This is a genomic window from Phormidium tenue FACHB-1052 (assembly GCF_014696675.1).
Classification (GTDB): Bacteria; Cyanobacteriota; Cyanobacteriia; order Phormidesmidales; family Phormidesmidaceae; genus Nodosilinea; species Nodosilinea tenuis_A.
In genome coordinates this window covers 115,081-132,144 of the sequence record NZ_JACJQN010000018.1, presented here as the reverse complement: position 1 = coordinate 132,144, position 17,064 = coordinate 115,081, and the positions used below count along the sequence as shown (strand labels likewise).

The 17,064-nt window shown below is 57.0% G+C and carries 15 protein-coding genes and 1 tRNA gene; 8 read left to right on the top strand and 8 right to left on the bottom strand.

Annotation, left to right across the window (positions count from 1 at the left end; all coding sequences use genetic code 11):
- Nucleotides 1–332 precede the first annotated feature (332 nt).
- The 3 genes from H6G07_RS21540 to H6G07_RS21530 all read right to left on the bottom strand — a co-directional run bounded on the left by H6G07_RS21540 (nt 333) and on the right by H6G07_RS21530 (nt 2,692).
- Nucleotides 333–404, bottom strand: a tRNA-Thr gene (locus H6G07_RS21540).
- Between the two features lie 111 nt (nt 405–515).
- Nucleotides 516–1,037 (bottom strand): LabA-like NYN domain-containing protein, encoded by a 522-nt coding sequence (locus tag H6G07_RS21535; RefSeq protein WP_073611208.1) that lies wholly within the window; start codon nt 1,035–1,037, stop codon nt 516–518.
- Nucleotides 1,038–1,660: 623 nt separating this feature from the next.
- Nucleotides 1,661–2,692, bottom strand: a complete 1,032-nt coding sequence (locus tag H6G07_RS21530) for a DNA/RNA non-specific endonuclease (RefSeq protein ID WP_084173715.1) — start codon at nt 2,690–2,692, stop codon at nt 1,661–1,663.
- A gap of 295 nt (nt 2,693–2,987) precedes the next feature.
- Here H6G07_RS21530 and sodN point away from each other — a divergent pair, with 295 nt between their 5' ends.
- The gene (gene sodN / locus H6G07_RS21525) at nt 2,988–3,461 is read left to right on the top strand and encodes a superoxide dismutase, Ni (protein ID WP_073611219.1); all 474 of its coding nucleotides are present in this window, start codon (nt 2,988–2,990) and stop codon (nt 3,459–3,461) included.
- A 91-nt stretch (nt 3,462–3,552) separates the two neighbouring features.
- Nucleotides 3,553–3,927, top strand: coding sequence for a nickel-type superoxide dismutase maturation protease (gene sodX, locus H6G07_RS21520; protein WP_244901971.1), 375 nt, complete (start codon nt 3,553–3,555; stop codon nt 3,925–3,927).
- A gap of 7 nt (nt 3,928–3,934) precedes the next feature.
- Here the strand turns inward: sodX and H6G07_RS21515 are convergent, their stop codons facing one another.
- Nucleotides 3,935–4,531, bottom strand: a complete 597-nt coding sequence (locus H6G07_RS21515; protein ID WP_073611206.1) for an HAD family hydrolase — start codon at nt 4,529–4,531, stop codon at nt 3,935–3,937.
- Nucleotides 4,532–4,938: 407 nt separating this feature from the next.
- Between H6G07_RS21515 and H6G07_RS21510 the strand changes: the two genes are divergently transcribed.
- Nucleotides 4,939–5,469 carry a DUF4149 domain-containing protein gene (locus H6G07_RS21510; protein WP_073611205.1) on the top strand — a complete coding sequence of 177 codons (531 nt, stop codon included), beginning with the start codon at nt 4,939–4,941 and terminating at the stop codon, nt 5,467–5,469.
- An 84-nt stretch (nt 5,470–5,553) separates the two neighbouring features.
- Here H6G07_RS21510 and H6G07_RS21505 read toward each other — a convergent pair whose 3' ends face one another.
- The 3 genes from H6G07_RS21505 to mdh form a co-directional block, all read right to left on the bottom strand.
- Nucleotides 5,554–6,540 carry a DnaJ C-terminal domain-containing protein gene (locus H6G07_RS21505; protein WP_073611204.1) on the bottom strand — a complete coding sequence of 329 codons (987 nt, stop codon included), beginning with the start codon at nt 6,538–6,540 and terminating at the stop codon, nt 5,554–5,556.
- Nucleotides 6,541–6,706: 166 nt separating this feature from the next.
- The gene (locus H6G07_RS21500) at nt 6,707–8,056 is read right to left on the bottom strand and encodes a cytosine deaminase (RefSeq protein WP_073611203.1); all 1,350 of its coding nucleotides are present in this window, start codon (nt 8,054–8,056) and stop codon (nt 6,707–6,709) included.
- Between the two features lie 433 nt (nt 8,057–8,489).
- Complete coding sequence (gene mdh, locus H6G07_RS21495) at nt 8,490–9,461, bottom strand: malate dehydrogenase (RefSeq protein WP_073611202.1); 972 nt, start codon at nt 9,459–9,461, stop codon at nt 8,490–8,492.
- 338 nt (nt 9,462–9,799) lie between these two features.
- Here mdh and H6G07_RS21490 point away from each other — a divergent pair, with 338 nt between their 5' ends.
- Nucleotides 9,800–11,077, top strand: coding sequence for an EAL domain-containing protein (locus H6G07_RS21490; protein ID WP_171973118.1), 1,278 nt, complete (start codon nt 9,800–9,802; stop codon nt 11,075–11,077).
- 97 nt (nt 11,078–11,174) lie between these two features.
- On the opposite strand, the gene H6G07_RS21485 is transcribed toward H6G07_RS21490, so the two are convergent.
- The gene (locus H6G07_RS21485) at nt 11,175–12,500 is read right to left on the bottom strand and encodes a PhoH family protein (protein ID WP_073611201.1); all 1,326 of its coding nucleotides are present in this window, start codon (nt 12,498–12,500) and stop codon (nt 11,175–11,177) included.
- 358 nt (nt 12,501–12,858) lie between these two features.
- On the opposite strand from H6G07_RS21485, the gene H6G07_RS21480 reads away from it, so the two are divergent.
- The 4 genes from H6G07_RS21480 to H6G07_RS21465 all read left to right on the top strand — a co-directional run bounded on the left by H6G07_RS21480 (nt 12,859) and on the right by H6G07_RS21465 (nt 17,050).
- Nucleotides 12,859–14,673 carry a proline--tRNA ligase gene (locus tag H6G07_RS21480; protein ID WP_073611200.1) on the top strand — a complete coding sequence of 605 codons (1,815 nt, stop codon included), beginning with the start codon at nt 12,859–12,861 and terminating at the stop codon, nt 14,671–14,673.
- A gap of 32 nt (nt 14,674–14,705) precedes the next feature.
- Nucleotides 14,706–15,542 carry an LmeA family phospholipid-binding protein gene (locus H6G07_RS21475; RefSeq protein WP_073611199.1) on the top strand — a complete coding sequence of 279 codons (837 nt, stop codon included), beginning with the start codon at nt 14,706–14,708 and terminating at the stop codon, nt 15,540–15,542.
- Nucleotides 15,543–15,594: 52 nt separating this feature from the next.
- Complete coding sequence (locus H6G07_RS21470; protein ID WP_073611198.1) at nt 15,595–16,287, top strand: GerMN domain-containing protein; 693 nt, start codon at nt 15,595–15,597, stop codon at nt 16,285–16,287.
- Between the two features lie 133 nt (nt 16,288–16,420).
- Nucleotides 16,421–17,050 (top strand): DUF8166 family protein, encoded by a 630-nt coding sequence (locus H6G07_RS21465; protein ID WP_084173709.1) that lies wholly within the window; start codon nt 16,421–16,423, stop codon nt 17,048–17,050.
- The last annotated feature ends 14 nt before the right edge of the window (nt 17,051–17,064 follow it).

Here is a 17,064-nt window from a genome sequence, read left to right as displayed (position 1 = left end):
GTAGGCTTTACTCATCGCTCTCACGGGGCTGTAGTCTTAGTAATCTCAGCCTAGACCGTGTGAGCTTTTTTACTGCCCAATCAACTTTTCAAACGCCCTCTTAGCAATGAGGCGATCGCCAAATGTATCTAAATGTAAAGGAATTACAAATCAGATATTTTGGGTGTAAACCGGGTGTAGGCTTGGCCAGCAACCCTTAAAAGCCATGTGAAATACAGCCTGTAGCAAAGACTAAGGTTTTCACCAGTAGCCTGATGTACCCGTCTCGCTACACTAAGCGGTCGATACCCTAAACCCTTTGGAATCAAGGCATTTCAGGTATTTGAGAGAGAAGCCGATGGCGGGATTTGAACCCGCGACCGCTCGATTACGAATCGAGTGCTCTACCACTGAGCCACATCGGCATTGATATTTACAGTTAGCTAGTATAACAGCGCCGGGCGATCGCACGATCGAGTTATTTCCCAGGGTCGCAGTACCAGGTAAAGCAGCGCGGCCCTGGGCTAAGCTGGCACCTAGTCCTTCTCAATATACTTACGAACGCTGTTGAGGTCGATGTAGCGATCGGTGGCGTTGCGCAGTTCGCGGGCAATCATCCCTTCCGTCGAGACAACGGTTATGTGGGTGTTTTTGGAGCGCAGCAGCTCAATGGCTCGCTCAAAGTCGCCGTCGCCGCTGAAGAGAACTACCTCATCGTACTGATCTACAGTGTTGAACATATCGATGGCAATCTCAATATCGAGATTGGCTTTCTGGGAGTATCGCCCAGAGGTATCGTCGTAATACTCCTTGAGAATTTTGGTTCGCACAGTGTAGCCGAGGCTGATCAGCGCATCCCGAAAACCGCGCTGGTCTTGGGGATCTTTCAGTCCGGTATACCAAAAGGCGTTGACTAGGGTAGCCCCACCGTCAAGGCTAAGAAAATATTCAAGTACCCGCTTCGGATCAAAGAACCAGCCATTTTTTTGCTGGGCGTAGAACATATTATTGCCGTCTACGAAAATCGACAAACGCTTCAAGCCGTATCTATTTGCCATAAATTATGAATAATAATCAACTTAACGAGTCATCTATCTTATAAGCAGTGTAGGTGCTGATTCTAGCCAACTCAGTAGACCAATCGCCCAATCAAGAGTGAGGTCTGACTCAAAAAAACTAAGCCTAGCCAAAGCGTTTATATAGAGAACAAGGTTAAGAGTGTAGCCGTTTCTATCGAAAAAAACTAGAGATTAGCTAGGTCTAAAGGTAGAAAAGTCTGCCTAATAAGGGATGAATAGACTAATCCGCGCTGTCAAACCTAACAAGATTTTAGGGATTAACCTTACGGCTTCCTAAGTAAAAATTGAAAGATTTCAACAGCCTAGACTGCACCACAGCCCTGCTATTAAGCCTTAAAAATGAGTGACTCTACTGCTGGCACCTGAAGTAAACGCACGTTGTCAAATCGATAATATAAATTTGACAAAATAAGGCCAAAATTTACCTTATTTTTAGCAGTTTTATAAAGAACTAACTGCTTAGCTGAACTGGCCACACCCGAAAAATCGCTCTAACGCAGTTTTAATAACTAAACTTAATATCACATTGAACTAAGCCTAAAATTAACTTTATCTTTTTAACAGTATACCGCCAATCCAAGATCTGGAATTAAGTGGCCCACTCACAGGGGCGCGTCGCTGGTACGGGCCTTGAGAATAGCCTGAAGGTCGGCGGGGAGATTCTCAAAAAAGCTATGGCCAGTGGCTATTTCAATGCGCTGAACCGAGGTCTGGTAGCGACGCCAGTCAGAGCTGACCTGGTTGCTGTTGGGCAGGTCAACGGCAATGATTTGACTGTCATGGCCAAGGCCTAAGTCGCCGTTGGGGAGGCGATCGTACACCACAATGATTTTCCACAGGCGAGAGGGTATGGTAACGGCGCGGTTGCCGATGCTGCCCTGGCTGCCGTAGGCCCCAGCAAACACGTGCAGGCTGCGGTCGTCCTGGTAGACCAGCGATCGCCCGTATTCTTCTAGTTCTCGCCAGGTGCCACGGTTGTTGTCAGGGGCCTGGGGAATGATGTTGGTCATCAAAAAGGTGGCGGCGTTGTCACCCACGCTGCCGGTGCGATCGCCTGAGGGTACTACATGACCGCGATCGTAGCCGCTGCCCCGATAGTCGTTGGGGGTGACCTGATAAAAGCCAGCGGGCAGCGCTCCGTCAGGGCGAAAGTTGTCCTGGCGATCGGTGGAACCTAACCAGGCGGCATCGACTTCCCAACTGGCCCAGTTGAGCCCGTTGCGATCGCGGCTGTAGCTGAGTGCGTACTGATTGCGCTGAATTAAATAATTGTTGGGGTTGGTGGTCGCCGCCTGGCTGGGATTACCCAGCGCTAGGTGAGGGTTGCTAGAGGGCGGAGCCGGTGGATCGGCACTCGGTGTTTCGGCGGGCAGCAGTTCGCAGGCACTACCGTTGCCGTCACCATCCAAGCCGTAGGGGTCGCCCCCAAAGGCATCGAGCACTGTCTGGGCCTGGGGTTGGCTCGCGAAGTCGCCACAGTTGCAGTCGTCATCGACACAAGGTGGCAGGGTTGAGATATCTGCTGGGGCAACCCAATCGGTCACCAGCGACAGTAGATTGCCACAGCCCGCTAGCCCCAGCGCCAAGGCCATTAGGGACAGTCGGCCCCAGAGACGCCGCCGAGAAAATATCATTGCCAATCGTCCCATGGTTGAACGACCATCCCCTTGAAGACATTCATGCAAATGTACTGAAATCGTGACCCTCCGCCGCCGCCTGTCTCACCAATTCTGGCTGAATCGATCGGCACCAGCGGGGAGGAGAGGTTGCAGAAGGGCTCAATAGCGTTAACAATGTGAAACGTGGCCTGGCTTATCCCCCTGCCCGGCATAGGGATGTTTAGCCCAACCGAGTATGGGTTGCCGTTCGGGCCAGGCGCAAGAAAATTCTCGTTTTTTGCCCGTATTCCTATTCACTACCAGGATGATTATGCTCAACCAAGCAATCGCTAAGCTACAGGCATGGTTCCCCGCCGCCGCCGTCCACGCGCACTGCGATGGCCCCTGTGGCGTTTATGACCCCTCCTCGGCTCGCATTGCCGCCGAAGCTGTGCTGTCGATGACCAAAAAGCTGGTCGACCTTGAGGCACCCGCTGGTGGCGATAAGGCCGCTTCCGTTGCCTACCACAACACCTTCGCCCGCTATACCGCCATCAAAGAAGAGCAGGCCCAAATCACCAAAGATGAGCTGCTGGTGCTGTGGACCGACTACTTCAAGCCTGTTCACCTAGAGCAGTTCCCCGACCTGCACGACACCTTCTGGAAAGCCGCCAAACTTTGCTCAGCCTGCAAGGTCGAAGTCAGCGTGCAGCATGCTAACGAGCTGATGGAAGCTGTGCAGAAAATCCACGGCATCTTCTGGGCGACCAAGAACCGGGATGTGTCTTGGTACACCGCTAGCTAGAGGAGATGGAGAAGGTGGGGGTGATGGGGTGATGGGGCTTTACCTTCCCCACCCTCCTCACCTCCCCTATCACCCCCACCTTCCTGCCACCGTGACTTCCCCACCTTCCCCGCTACCGCCGTCGCAGTTGCGCCATAGTCAGCTCACCGATGTGGTGCTCTGGCTGTTGCGTTTGCGACGGCGGTTTCGCATTGTGGGGGCGTCGATGCTGCCCCTGTTAGAGCCGGGGGTGGAGGTGTTGATCGACCCCTCCGCCTACCGTCAGCAGCGGCCCCAGCCTGGGGAGCTGGTGGTGGCCGAGCATCCTCGCCAGCCGGGGCTGCTGCTGATTAAGTGGGTGGTCTATATCGATGCCGACGGCTGTTTTTTGCAGGGGCTGAACGCGGTGGAAAGTACCGACAGTCGCGAGTTTGGCCTGGTGCCCTGGGCGGGGCTGATGGGTCGAGTTGTCTGCCGACTGCCTTAAGGGGGAGCTAGCAGAAGCCTTCCACCACGGCCATGATTTCGGCGGGGGAGTCGACTCGGTAGGCGTGGATGCCGAGGGCGCGGGCCGCCTCGACATTGCGAGCCCCATCGTCAAAGAACGCTAAGCGGTCGGCGGGGGCATTGAGCGTCGTCAGCAGGTGCTCAAAAACGGCTGTACTGGGCTTGATCAGACCGATTTGGTAGGACAAAAATAGCTGATCGAAGTAGTCAAAAAAGGTGTAGCGATCGCGCAGTCGCTCGTAGTGGGCCGGGTTGGTATTCGACAGCAGCGATAGATGGTAGCGAGGCTTGAGGGCCGCAAGCATGTCGTTGCACTGGGGCAGCGGTGCCCGCACGATCTCTAAAAACTCATGCTGAACGACTGCGGGGGCGATCGCCAGATCAAAATCTTGCACAAAGGCGGCGGCAAAGGCATCGAAGTCAGTGCGCCCGCTCTCAAAATTGACGACAGAGGGGGCGCTGACCCAGAGGCGGTGGATTTCCTCAATGGTGAGAGGGCGACCCAGCAGGTCTTTGACGCGATCGAGCCACTGTAGCTCGATCAGCACCCCACCCATATCCAACACAATGTGCGTAATGGCCATCGTCGTTGCTCCGCTGAAAATTGACCAGCCTTACCTTAACCGGGCTTTGCTCTGGCTTCGCTTTTGTGGCAGTGATTGGGGACAGAGTTAGTAGGCATCTCGGCTAGACATCTGTGGGGCGATCGGGGGTAATTGAAACATTACCGCTTGTGACAGGAGATTACGTTTTTTCTCGGCTGTAGCTGTTGCCGGGCTCCTGCGATCGCCCCAAAGCCTCACCTATGGAGACTTTCATCTTTGTATCACAACGTAACGGCAAGGTGATAGCAGCATTACCGAAAGAATAATTCACACTGGCGGTCAATAAAGTTCGCTAGGCTGAAATCATTGATAAATAAGGAACTCAGCTCCAAACGCCGAGTTCCTGACCGGCGCTTCACCCGTCATCCTTCACTAGGCATATATCCATGAATTCGCTATCTCACCCCATCGCTAAACCTACCCCCTGGATTGGGGCGGTTGTGTTTGCGCTCATGTTTTGGTTCAGCAGCAGCCTGCTGATGGATTTTGTCATCATGCCTGGGCTGTTTGTCGGCGGCATGATGAGCCAGCCCGATTTTGGCTCGGCGGGCTACGCCATGTTTTGGGTGTTTAACCGGCTTGAGCTGCTCTGCGCTGGCGTCATTTTGACCGGGCTGCTGGCCGCTCGGCAGTCTCGCCCCCAGCGCCCCGTCATCGCCAGCGGCCTGCGCAGTCGCTGGGCGGTGGAGCTAGGGCTCGGCCTGTTGGCCCTCACCCTGGTGCTGACCTATGCGATCGCCCCCGCCATGGCCGCCTTAGGTGCCTCCCTCGACCCCTTTGCCGCTACCGTTGAAGTGCCCGGTGCCATGAACCAGATGCACGGGCTGTACTTTGGCCTGGAGGCCATCAAGCTGCTGGGCTGCGGCGCGCTGCTCAGCCTGCTCTACGGCGATCTCAGCCGAGCTGAAGAACTGTAGGTTGATCTCTGTCTAAAAATCCCCCCGGCTCTGGATATTGCAGAGCCGGGGAGATTTTGATTGCGCCTATTTTAGGCAATTGAACTACAGACGCGTATTGGTCAAACTCTGGCGGGGGTTGGTGGTGCGACCGTCGCGAATTTTTTCGTATAGCTGGCGCTCGGCGTCGCTGAGGCTAGTGGGCGGCGTAATCACGACTTTGATCAGCAGATCGCCGCGATCGCCCTTGGGTCGAGGCCAGCCCTTGCCCCGCAGCCGCAGGGTTTGCCCCGAGCGCGTGCCCCCAGGTAAGTTCATGGTCACGCTGCCGTCAGGGGTCGGCACGTCAATTTTGCCCCCTAGCACCGCTTCATCGGGGGTAATGGGCACCTCAGCCGTGAGGCTGTCGCCCTCCAGGGTAAAGAAACTATGCCCCTCTAGCTGCACCACCAGATAAATATCAGCGGGCTGTTTAGTGTAGGGGTTGATCGGCCCCTTGCCCTTGAGGCGAATTTTGCTGCCCTGCTTCGCCCCCGGCGGAATCCGCACCTCTACGCTGTCATTGCCAATGCGCAGGCGCTTTTGGGCACCGTGGAAGGCTTCGCTAAAGCTGAGGCGAATGTTGGCCTCTTGATCGAAGGATTGATTCGGGGCGGTTTCATAGCTGCCAAACCCCGGCCCACCTGGCCCACCCCCCGGAGCACCGTAGGGATAGGAGCGGGCACCGCCGCCCCCTGGCGTGGCAAAACGACCCAGCAGCTCGTTGATAAACTCGTCAAAGCTGCCGTAGTTGCTAAAGTCAAAGCCGCCCATGTCGCCGGGGCTGCCATAGGCGGGGCCTGCCCCAGCGCGGCTGGCCTGCTGCCAGTATTGACCGAACTGGTCATACTTTTTACGTTTGTCGGCGTCGGAGAGCACCTCGTAGGCTTCGCTCACCTCTTTAAACTTGGCCTCGGCGGTTTTGTCATTGGGGTTTACGTCGGGGTGGTACTTGCGGGCCAGCTTGCGAAAAGACTGCTTGATCTCGTCGGCACTTGCCGTACGACTGACCCCCAGCACCGCGTAGTAGTCTTTAAAGCCCGTAGCAGCCATTCCTATCCTCCTAAAAACCCGCGCTCAAGTGGTGACTATCGTCTGTAGTCAACGTTGGGCTGGGGAGGGCCACCGCCACTTCCGCCAACCCACATCTACCTCTGGGTTTAGCGTAGCAAACCCCACGCCCCAGGGAAGTTCGGTTTTCCAGGTTGGGGCGGGCCAATTAGGCGACTCCTACCACCGCGTCGAGTTCGGCGTAGTCGGGCAGGGTGGTGTCGATGGGGCTACCCCGGCGCAAAACGACGCGATCGCCCTGGGGCCGCGACAGCAGCTCGCTAAAGCTGCGGGCCTTAAACACCACTAGATCCGCCGAGCGACCCGTCCCAATTAGCCCCGCCTCCAGGCCCATAATCTGGGCTGGGGTGCGGGTCACGGCTTGGGGCCAGTCGCCAATGGAGCGATCGAGCTGGCCAATGCGCACCGCTTGGGTAAACACCTCCACCATGTCGTGGTCGCCGTAAGCAAAGAAGGCGTCGCGGCAGTTGTCGCTGGCCAGGGCCACCGCCACCTCAAACTGGCGCAGCTCAGGTAGTAAGGTGACACCGCGATAGCGGGGCATGCGGCCCGGTTGGCGATCTTGCAGGTAGAGGTTGCACATGGGCAGGCTGACGACGCTGATATCGGCCTGATTGAGCAGGGCTAGGGTATCTTGGGCGCGATCGCCCGCCTGCACCGACAAACTACAGCAGTGGCCGCAGTTCACCTTGCCGGTAAACCCTCGCCGCAGTTTGGTCGCGGCCACCACCCGCAGCCCTTCCGCCTGGGGGTCAAGACTCTCATCAGCGTGGAAATCGAGGTCTAGGCTTCGCGCCTCGGCCAGCTCAAAGGCGCGATCGATCTGGGCTTCCAGTCCGGGCTGGGGATAAATGACCCCGCCTAAAACGCCGCCGTACCGGGCAACGGTATCAGCCAGACCTTCGGCCTCGGGGCGATCGTAGTAATCCATCGACACCAGACACACCGCCTGGAGCGCGATCTTGCCCGCCCACTCCTGCCGTAGCCGGTCGAAGACCGCAAAGCTAATTTCCTCCTGCCCATTCAAGCAGTCCAAATGGGTTCTAACAGCCTGGGTGCCGTGGGCATAGCTGCACCGTAGGCCAAAGCTCATGCGGGGGTAGAGATCTTCAGCGCTCCAATTACTGTGGTCGGCTTCGGCGGCTTTGAGAGCCGAGGCAAAGGTGCCATCGGGGTTGGGGTTGCGAAACCAGGTCTGGCCTTTGTCTAGATGGGTGTGGCAGTCAGCAAAGCAGGGCCACACCATACCCTGGCGCAGATCCCAGGCGGGCAGGTCGGGGTCAATGGACTGGCTAGCCGGAATAATGGCCGCAATCTGCCCGTCTCGGATTTCTAGGTGGGCGGCGACTAATGCTTCTGATATGGGGGGGGCTGAGAGGGCTGCGATCGCATTCCAATCTCTCGGCCTATCCACGCAGGCCAGGGGCAGTCTGGCATTTTGTAGCCAGTAGTGGGCGGCAGAGCGCTGCAAAAACTCGGGTAGGGCGGTTGAATTCATGATATTTGACGAAACAGCTAATCGAGGTCACCGCCGCTGGATTTAAAATCGCCGGACAGAGTTTTGGCACATTCGTCACGGTAGTTCTAGGCCAGAGACCTACAGTGAGAGTAGAGCCTAATAGCCTAAGCCCCAAGATTCTAGGGTTAGATTCGGGAATGCTTAGAGCACACAGTGTTTCTATCCTTAACCTGTAAGGTAAACGTCATGGTTGACAACACAGCATCTAAAATTTTCTGGCAGTCTGGCGCTTCCGTCTTTGGCTTTTTGCTGTTGGTGATTCTACTCGCCTGAGGGAGCAGTGCTAGATGAGTCAGGTAGAGCTAACACCAGACTCAAATTTAGCGAACCTAATGCACAGCTCAGCCCCACAAGGGCGTAGCCAGTACATTTCTATAATCAGAAAATTCGACAGACAGAATTTTCAAAACAATTACGAACTTAACAAGGCCAAAGCTAGCGGAATCTGCTCTTTCACGGAGGCAGCCGATCGCTCCAGGGCCAACTGCTCTTCTGGGGTAAGCGATAGTTCCAAAATTTCTTCAATGCCCCCTTGGCCCAGGCGACAGGGCACTCCCAAATAGAGATCGCTCAGGCCGTACTGGCCCGTCAGGTGAGCGGCTAGGGGCAATATCCGCCGCTGGTTGAGCAGCATCGACTCCACCATGACGCAAGCCGAGGACGCGGGCGCGTAGTAAGCCCCCCCCTGCTTGAGCAACTGCACAATTTCGGCACCGCCGTTGCGGGTGCGATCGATCAGCGCCTGTAGACGGGGCGCAGGCATCAGCTCAGCTACAGGAATGCCGTTGACAGTAGTGTAGCTGGGCAGGGGCACCATCAGGTCACCGTGGCCCCCTAGCACCATAGCCGAGACATCGCTCGGCGGCACCCCCAACTCCCAGGCAATAAAGGTTTGAAACCGAGCCGAGTCGAGCACTCCGGCCATGCCCATCACCCGCTGGGGGGGCAGGCCGCTGGCTTTCCAGGCCAGGTAGGTCATGACATCGAGCGGATTGGTAACCACTACCACGCTGGCCTGGGGCGATGCAGCCAAGGCCTGACGCAGGGTGTCAATCACAATTTTGCCGTTGACCTGGGTGAGATCGTCGCGGGTCATACCGGGGCGTCGGGGCAGCCCGGCGGTAATCACCACAATGTCTGAGTTGGCGGTGTCGTGGTAGTCGTTGGTGCCCACGATGGTGCGGTTGTGGCCCTCGCACCCTGCGGCCTGAGACAGATCGAGGGCGACCCCTTGGGGCCGACCTTCAACAATATCGACCACTACTACGTTGGCCAGGTTGCGCTCTAGCAGGCGCTGGGCCAGGGTGCTGCCTACGTTGCCCGCCCCCACCACGGTAACCTGGCTAACTGAGCCGTGAGCAGAAGTGGTCGAAAAGGCAGTCATGGCGTTACGCAGCAAAGGATTGGGGTGGAGCCGAGCCCCTGGCAGTGTCCTCAGTTTGAGGATGCCTCAATTGGCCTCAGACCCCGTCCATATTCTGACGGATGCTAGTTAATTTATCCTGCAATTGTTGTGATTTAGATCATAGTGGCCGGTGACAGCTACACGATGCTGCTGTGATTGGCTAGGCTTTTTAGAAACGCTTACCGATACTTCACATTGGGGCTATGAACACCCTTCTAAAAATAGGAGATGCTAGAGCAACCCCCTGAAAAATCGTTTTTGCTATGAAAATCTTCCCTGCTTTGTCTTGTCCTATACCCCTCGGTTCATTGCCTCCTATGGAACCTGCCCTTGAAAACAGCGACAGCACTAGCCTGGTGGCCGACATGGCGATCGCCCCTGACTGCAATATTCGACTATTTGCGGCTAGTGAAACGATTTTTACCGAGGGCAGCACCGCCGATAAAGCCTACATTATTGAGTCGGGCTACGTGGAGATTTTTGTGGGTTCTGGCCATGATTCAATTCAGCTCAACGTGCTGGGGCAGGGGGATATTTTTGGGGAGATGGGTATTATTGACGCCTCGCCCCGCTCGGCCTCGGCTAAAGCCCTCAGCCCTTGCCGCTGCATTGTGGTATCGGCAGCTCAAGTAGCCGAGCGCATCGAGTCGTCGTCGCCGATGGTGCGGCTGTTTATCTCGATGTCGCTGCACCGCAACCGAGCCTACAACACCTATATCAAGACCCTAGCAAACCCTCATATTGGTCTGCCCAGCCCTGCCATCACTGAGAAAGCCTACGCGAGAAGTCAGCAACACCAGCAAATTTTAGACGACATTAAGCTAGAGTCTGACCTACAAAATGCCGTCCGCAACGATGAGCTATCGCTGGTGTATCAGCCCCTTTTCAACCTAACTACAGGCACCATTTTGGGCTTTGAGTCACTGCTGCGGTGGCAATGTCCCCAGCGCGGATCAGTGACTCCTCAACGCTTTATTGCCCTGGCTGAAGAAACCTCGCTAATCTTGCCCATGGGCGACTGGATTCTCGATCACTCCTGTGCCGATCTGCGCCGTTTTCAAAAGCACTTAGAGAGTCTTGGCCAAAGCAGCACTGACTTTTTTATGAGCATCAATATTTCGGTGCGGCAGTTTCAGCAGCCCGACTTTTTTGAGCGGTTAATTGCCTGTACCCAACGCCATAGCGTTGATGCCCAACAGATTAAGCTAGAGGTGACGGAGCGAATCTTTTTGAATGAGGCTGAGGCCATTAACTCCATCGGTAAGTGTCGCGCCGCTGGGTTTGAGGTTTCCCTCGACGACTTCGGCACCGGCTACTCTAGCCTCAACTATCTAGAGCGCTGCGAGATCGACTGTTTAAAGATTGACCAGTCGTTTATTCAAAAGTTGTGCAGCAGCGATCGCGCCAAAATTTTAGTCGGTTCGATTATTGATATTGCTCGTCAGCTAGGCCTGCCCACCGTGGCCGAGGGCATTGAAACCCCGGCCCAGATGGCGGCGCTAAAATCGATGGGCTGTGACATTGGCCAGGGCTTTTTATTCAGCCGTCCTCTGCCGCTAATTGAGGCCCTGGCTTTGCTAGATCAGCAAGCGTGAGCTAGATTCGCTAGCTGTTGCTGTGGCGCGATCGCACTGTTGTCTACGCTACATGTCTTGGCAGCACGCCCGTTTGAGCACAGTAAGTCAGCAAGCTCTACAGCAGCATTGCTGCCCGCTCGGCTAGGCCCGATCGCTCCCCTTTGTTGAGCGTTATGTGCCCAGCTAGAGCTTCGTCCTTGAAACGCTCAACGACGTAGGTCAGGCCGTTGCTAGAGGCATCGACGTAGGGGTTGTCGATCTGATCGGGGTCGCCGGTGAGAACGATTTTGGTGCCTTCCCCAGCGCGGGTAAGAATAGTTTTGACCTCGTGGGGGGTGAGGTTTTGGGCTTCATCCACAATCAGGAACTGCTTGGGAATTGATCGCCCCCGAATGTAGGTCAGCGCCTCAATCTGCAATAGCCCCTGATCGATCATCTCTTCATGGCCGCGTCGCCAGTGTTCAGGGCGGCCACGCATATCCTGGGTGCCAAAGATCAGGTCAAAATTGTCGTAGAGGGGCTGCATCCAGGGGTTGAGCTTTTCGCGCATGTCGCCCGGCAGGTAGCCAATGTCGCGACCCAGGGGCACGATGGGTCGCGCAATCAGCAGGCGCGAGTAGAGGCGCTCGTCAGCCACTTTTTGCACCCCAGCGGCGATCGCCAGCAGCGTTTTCCCCGTGCCCGCCTTGCCCACCAGAGTCACCATTGAGATCGAGTCTTGCAGCAGCAGCTCAAAGGCAAACCGCTGCTCACGGTTGCGAGGCAGCACCCGCGATACCCCAGCGTGGGGCAGCTTGCTGAGGGGCACCAGCTTGCCGCTGCTGCCCTGCACCATGGCCAGCGCCGTGTGGTTTGGGTTCGACTCATCGACCAGGGTAACGGCCTGGTTGGGGTGGAGCGGCACATCGAGCTTCAAGTAGCCGTTGCCAAACAGCTGGCTCATGGCCTCGGCGGAGGTCATCACCTCCAGGGTGCCGGTGTAGAGGTCGTCGTAGTCAATCTTGTCGGTTTCGTAGTCTTCGGCCACCAGCCCGACGGCGTTGGCTTTAATGCGCAAGTTGGTGTCTTTGCTGACCAGCACCACGGGCAGGTCGTGGTGGTGCTTATACTCCATCGCCACGGCGAGAATAGCGTTGTCGCCCTGGTCGCCCTCCAGCTCGGCGGGCAACTGCCGTAGGGTATCGCGGTGGCACAGAGCCACTTTGAGGGTGCCGCCCTTTTCTAGCGGAATGCCTTGGACCAGCGAGCCCTGCTGGCGCAGCTCATCCAGAGTGCGCGACACATAGCGAGCGTTGCGGCCAGTGTCGGCGGTGCCTTTTTTGAAGCGATCGAGCTCTTCGATAATGGTGATGGGCAACACCACATCGTTGTCCTCAAACCTGAACATTGCCATCGGATCGTGAAGCAATACGTTGGTATCGAGGACGAAAACTTTTTTCATAGAGGAGCAATAATTGAGACGGTACACCCAACCCAGATCTTGAGGATGCAGATAGTGCAGCGTCAGTCTCTCGGCAAGGCTATTTCCAGGAACGGTGGGCAGATGCCATTTCCTTTGCGGTGCAACAATTCTGGGTGGGCTGAGGTCAATGGTCGAAGACCGGCCAGAGGCCAACGCCCACGCCAATCCTAGAACGGCTGCTTAGACACTGTAGCGGATTTCTCTACCATTCCCGATGGGCACCAACCGGTAATTGAGCGGTAAACAGCTCCGGCTGCATCGGTCAGGTAATGGAAGGGCTGCCCTTCCTCGTTTACTATGGCCTATGAGCCCTCCCCAGTCACCGTTGGAGACCCCCATGCGTCTATCCCAAATGCTGTTTGTCACCCTACGAGAAGATCCGGCAGAGGCCGAGATTCCTAGCCACAAACTGCTGCTGCGGGCGGGGTACATGCGTCGTGTTGCCAGCGGAGTCTATGCCTATCTGCCCCTGCTGTGGCGGGTGCTCAACAAGATTTCAGATATCGTGCGCGACGAGATGAATGCCACGGGGGCGCAGGAATGCCTGCTGCCCCAGCTGCAACCGGCTGAACTCTGGCGCGAGTCGGGCCGATGGGACACCTACACCAAGGCGGAGGGCATTATGTTCTCGCTGATCGATCGCCGCCAGCAGGAGGTCGGCCTTGGCCCCACCCACGAGGAGGTGATTACCGCCGTCGCTCGCGACATGGTGCGCTCTTACCGGCAGCTGCCCCTGCACCTCTATCAGATTCAGACTAAGTTTCGCGATGAGATTCGGCCTCGCTTTGGTCTCATGCGCGGGCGCGAGTTCATTATGAAAGACGGCTACTCGTTCCACACCAGCGAGAGCAGCCTGAAAGAAACCTACCAGGAGATGTACCAGGCTTACAGCAATATTCTGCGCCGCTGCGGGCTAGAGTTTCGGGCAGTGGATGCGGACTCTGGGGCGATCGGTGGGTCGGGCTCCACTGAATTTATGGTGCTGGCCGAGGCAGGCGAAGACGAGGTGCTCTACACCGAGGACGGCAAGTACGCCGCCAACGTTGAAAAGGCCGTGTCGCGGCCGGTAGAGGCGATGCCCTCTACCTTTAGCAAATTTGAGAAGCTAGAAACCCCCAACACGCCCACGATTGAATCGCTAGCCAAGTTTCTCAAGTGCTCGCCCACCCAGATCGTCAAGAACGTGCTGTATCAGGCGACGTTTGACAACGGCCGGGTGGTGCTGGTGCTGGTCAGCCTGCGCGGTGACCAGGATGTCAACGATGTGAAGCTCACCAACGAGCTCACCAAATTGGCCGCAGACTACGGTGGTAGCGCCGTGATCACTCTGGGGGTGCCCGACGAAGACGCCCAGCGCCAGTGGGCCGCCAAACCTCTGCCCCTAGGCTATATGGCCCCTGACCTGGGTGACGACTATATTAGCGGCGGCAAAGAGGTAGAGCCCAAGTTTCTGCGCCTGGCCGATCGCACCGCCACCGACCTGAAAAACTTTGTCACTGGCTCAAATGAGACGGGCTACCACGTGGTGGGCGGCAACTGGGGCAAAGAATTCACCCTGCCCAAACAAGTGGTGGATGTGCGCAAGGCGGTAGCGGGCGATCGCGCCCTACACGACCCCAGTCAAACCCTGCAAACCGCGCGGGGCATCGAAATTGGCCATATCTTTCAACTGGGCACTAAATACTCCCAGGCGCTGGGGGCCACCTTTACCGATGAAAACGGGGCTGAGCTGCCCCTGGTGATGGGCTGCTATGGGGTTGGTGTGTCGCGCCTGGCCCAGGCAGCGGTGGAGCAGTCTTACGATAAAAACGGCATTGTCTGGCCGGTGGCGATCGCACCCTACCAGGCGATCGTGGTGATTCCCAACATGGGCGACGATTTGCAGGTCGAAGCCGCCAAGGCGATCTACAAGGAGCTGCTGTCAGTAGGGGTCGAGGCCCTGCTCGACGATCGCGACGAGCGGGCCGGGGTCAAGTTCAAAGACGCCGATCTAATTGGCATTCCCTACCGCGTTGTCACCGGGCGAGCCCTGAGGGATGGCAAAGTAGAGGTGGTCGATCGAGCTACGGGCATTGTGCAGGAGGTGGCCCTGGCTGAAGTCGTTCCCCTGATCAAAGGCTGGATTGTCGATGAACTGCTGGCCAGCCGCTAGGGCCAGCCCCCACTCACTCCCCAGGAGGAACCATGGAACTGATCACCATTCTTCTCTCGGCCCTGCTGGGGGTAGTGGGTAGCGGCGGCGTGGTGGTTGACACCCTGGCCGAGGCCGCCCTGCGCAACCAGCTTGCCGAGGCCGAGATGTTGCAGGTGCGCATCGACAATGTGCCCAACTACCAGCTAGCCAGTGGCCGAATTGAGCACACTTGGATTGCCGCCCGGGGGGTCGAAACCCGGCAGATACCCGGCCTGCGGATTGACTCTATAGACATAGAAACCGACGCTGTAGATGTCGATCTTGGTCGTTTGCAGCAGGGGGCGCTGGTGCTCGACGAACCGGCCCAGACTGCTCTACGCCTGCGTCTCAACGACGACGATCTAAATGCGTTTTTGCAGTCGCCCCTGGCACAGGGCTGGCTTGACACCTTAGAATTTACCCTGCCAGGGGCAGCAGGTCAGCGCGAACGAAATCGCTACGGCCTCGCCAATCCATCGCTGGAGTTTTTGGAGGGCGATCGCTTTCGCGTTGTGGTCGACCTGCAAGACCGGGTAACCCAGGAGAATATTGCGATCGTGGTCGAGCTAGGACTAGACATCCTCAACGGCCATCGGTTTGCCCTGGTTGACCCCACTATTACTGTCGATGGCGAAGATACCCCACCTCAACTGCTCGAATCGTTTGTGCAGGGTGCTCAAGAGCGCCTTACCCTGCGGCGACTGGAGGCACTGGGCGTGGTAGCCCGCGTCATTGACTTTAAAGTCCGAGATAATGAACTAGATGTTGCCATCTTTGCCAGAATAGAGCCAACCTCCCCGCTCTTGACTCGGCAGCCAGCTCAAGAAGCTGTCCCACCCCCACCCTAGAGAAAGTTGGACTACCCTAGGCTAAGGTTGTGACCCCATTTGGACCCCCACCATGGATCTCAAAAGCAAGCTAAGGCGTATTCCCCTCGGCATTTTGGCCGGATTAACTACTCTGGTAGTGGCCTCGGGTGGATCTGTGGCGTGGTTCACCTGGCGCGCCATTAACCCTACGCCACCGGTGGCAGAGTTTCCCAGCCTCGACATTGACCCCGACCCCATCATGACCGTGCCGGAGGTCACCACCCCTGCCGCGCCGCCCAAGGTCGAAGACACCCCCTCTAAGGAGCCGGTTAGCCAGCCTGCTCCGGCAGAAGTTACTGGCCAGGTCTACTGGCTAAAGGACGAGGGTACAGGCTTTGCGCTGGTGCCTCAGCCCATTACCATCGCGGCTGATGCCTCTCCCTCAGAGAAAGTCACTGCCGCATTTAGCGACCTACTCTCTAAGTCGGGCGACCCGAGCCAGCAGGCATTCACCACAATTCCCGAACAGACTCAGCTAATCGAAGCTTCAGTGGAGGCAGACGGAGTCCATGTCGATCTGTCGAGCGACTTTGAGACCGGCGGCGGCAGCGCAGCCATGATGGGTCGCCTCGGCCAGGTGATTTACACCGCCACTGCCTTTGACCCCGCCGCCCCAGTGTGGATTTCGGTGGATGGCAAGCCCTTGACCCTGCTGGGGGGCGAGGGTTTAGAGGTCAGTCAGCCCATGACCCGCAGCGATTTTGACGAAGGCTTTGGCCTCTAGAACGGTTCCAATAGTTTCGATTCCACTCGATCGCCGGAATTGTAGCGGGGGCTGAGCGAAGTCGCAGCCGAAAGTGACCACCCAGGGCGGAACGGTCTACAATAAGTACCCATGTTCCACCCTAGAGCGCTCTATGGATCTGTTCTCTATGGCCCTGCCCCCCTGCCGCATTGGCAAAGTGGTGAAGTCTAATTCCCACTGCGACTACGTGGTGCAGGTTGACGATGCCCAGGATGTCTGTTCGCCACCAACGCCGGAAGACTGTGGCTTTGGCCAGTTTGTCAGCTTTGACAACGATCGCCACTGGGCCGTGGGGCTGGTATACAACTCGCAGCTGTTCAACCCGCTCTTTTTTAACAGCGGGCCACGGCTTTCTAGTGAGCCTGATCCTTTGTTTACCCCCGATCTGGTGCAAGAGACTCGCACTCTATTGGGGGTAGTGCTGGTGGGCACACTGGAGGGCGAGGGCAACCAACGCTATGGGAAACACGGCATTCCTCGGGTGGTGGTGCCTGCCAATACACCGGTCTATGGTCTGACACCAGAGCAGGTGCACTGCTTCCACTGCAACAAAGACGGGCAGACGCAGTTTAGCTACTACAGCCATTTGCTTAGATCGGGGGGCATGTTTGCCGCCCAGTTGGCTCAGCAGGTGCTGGCTGAGCTAGTTGACAGTGGTTTGTTCACCGGGGCCGATCAAAAAGCGCTGATGGTGCTGGGCAAAGAGCTGAGCTGGAAGAATACCCTGGGGGCGATTCGATAACCACGGGCATGGCA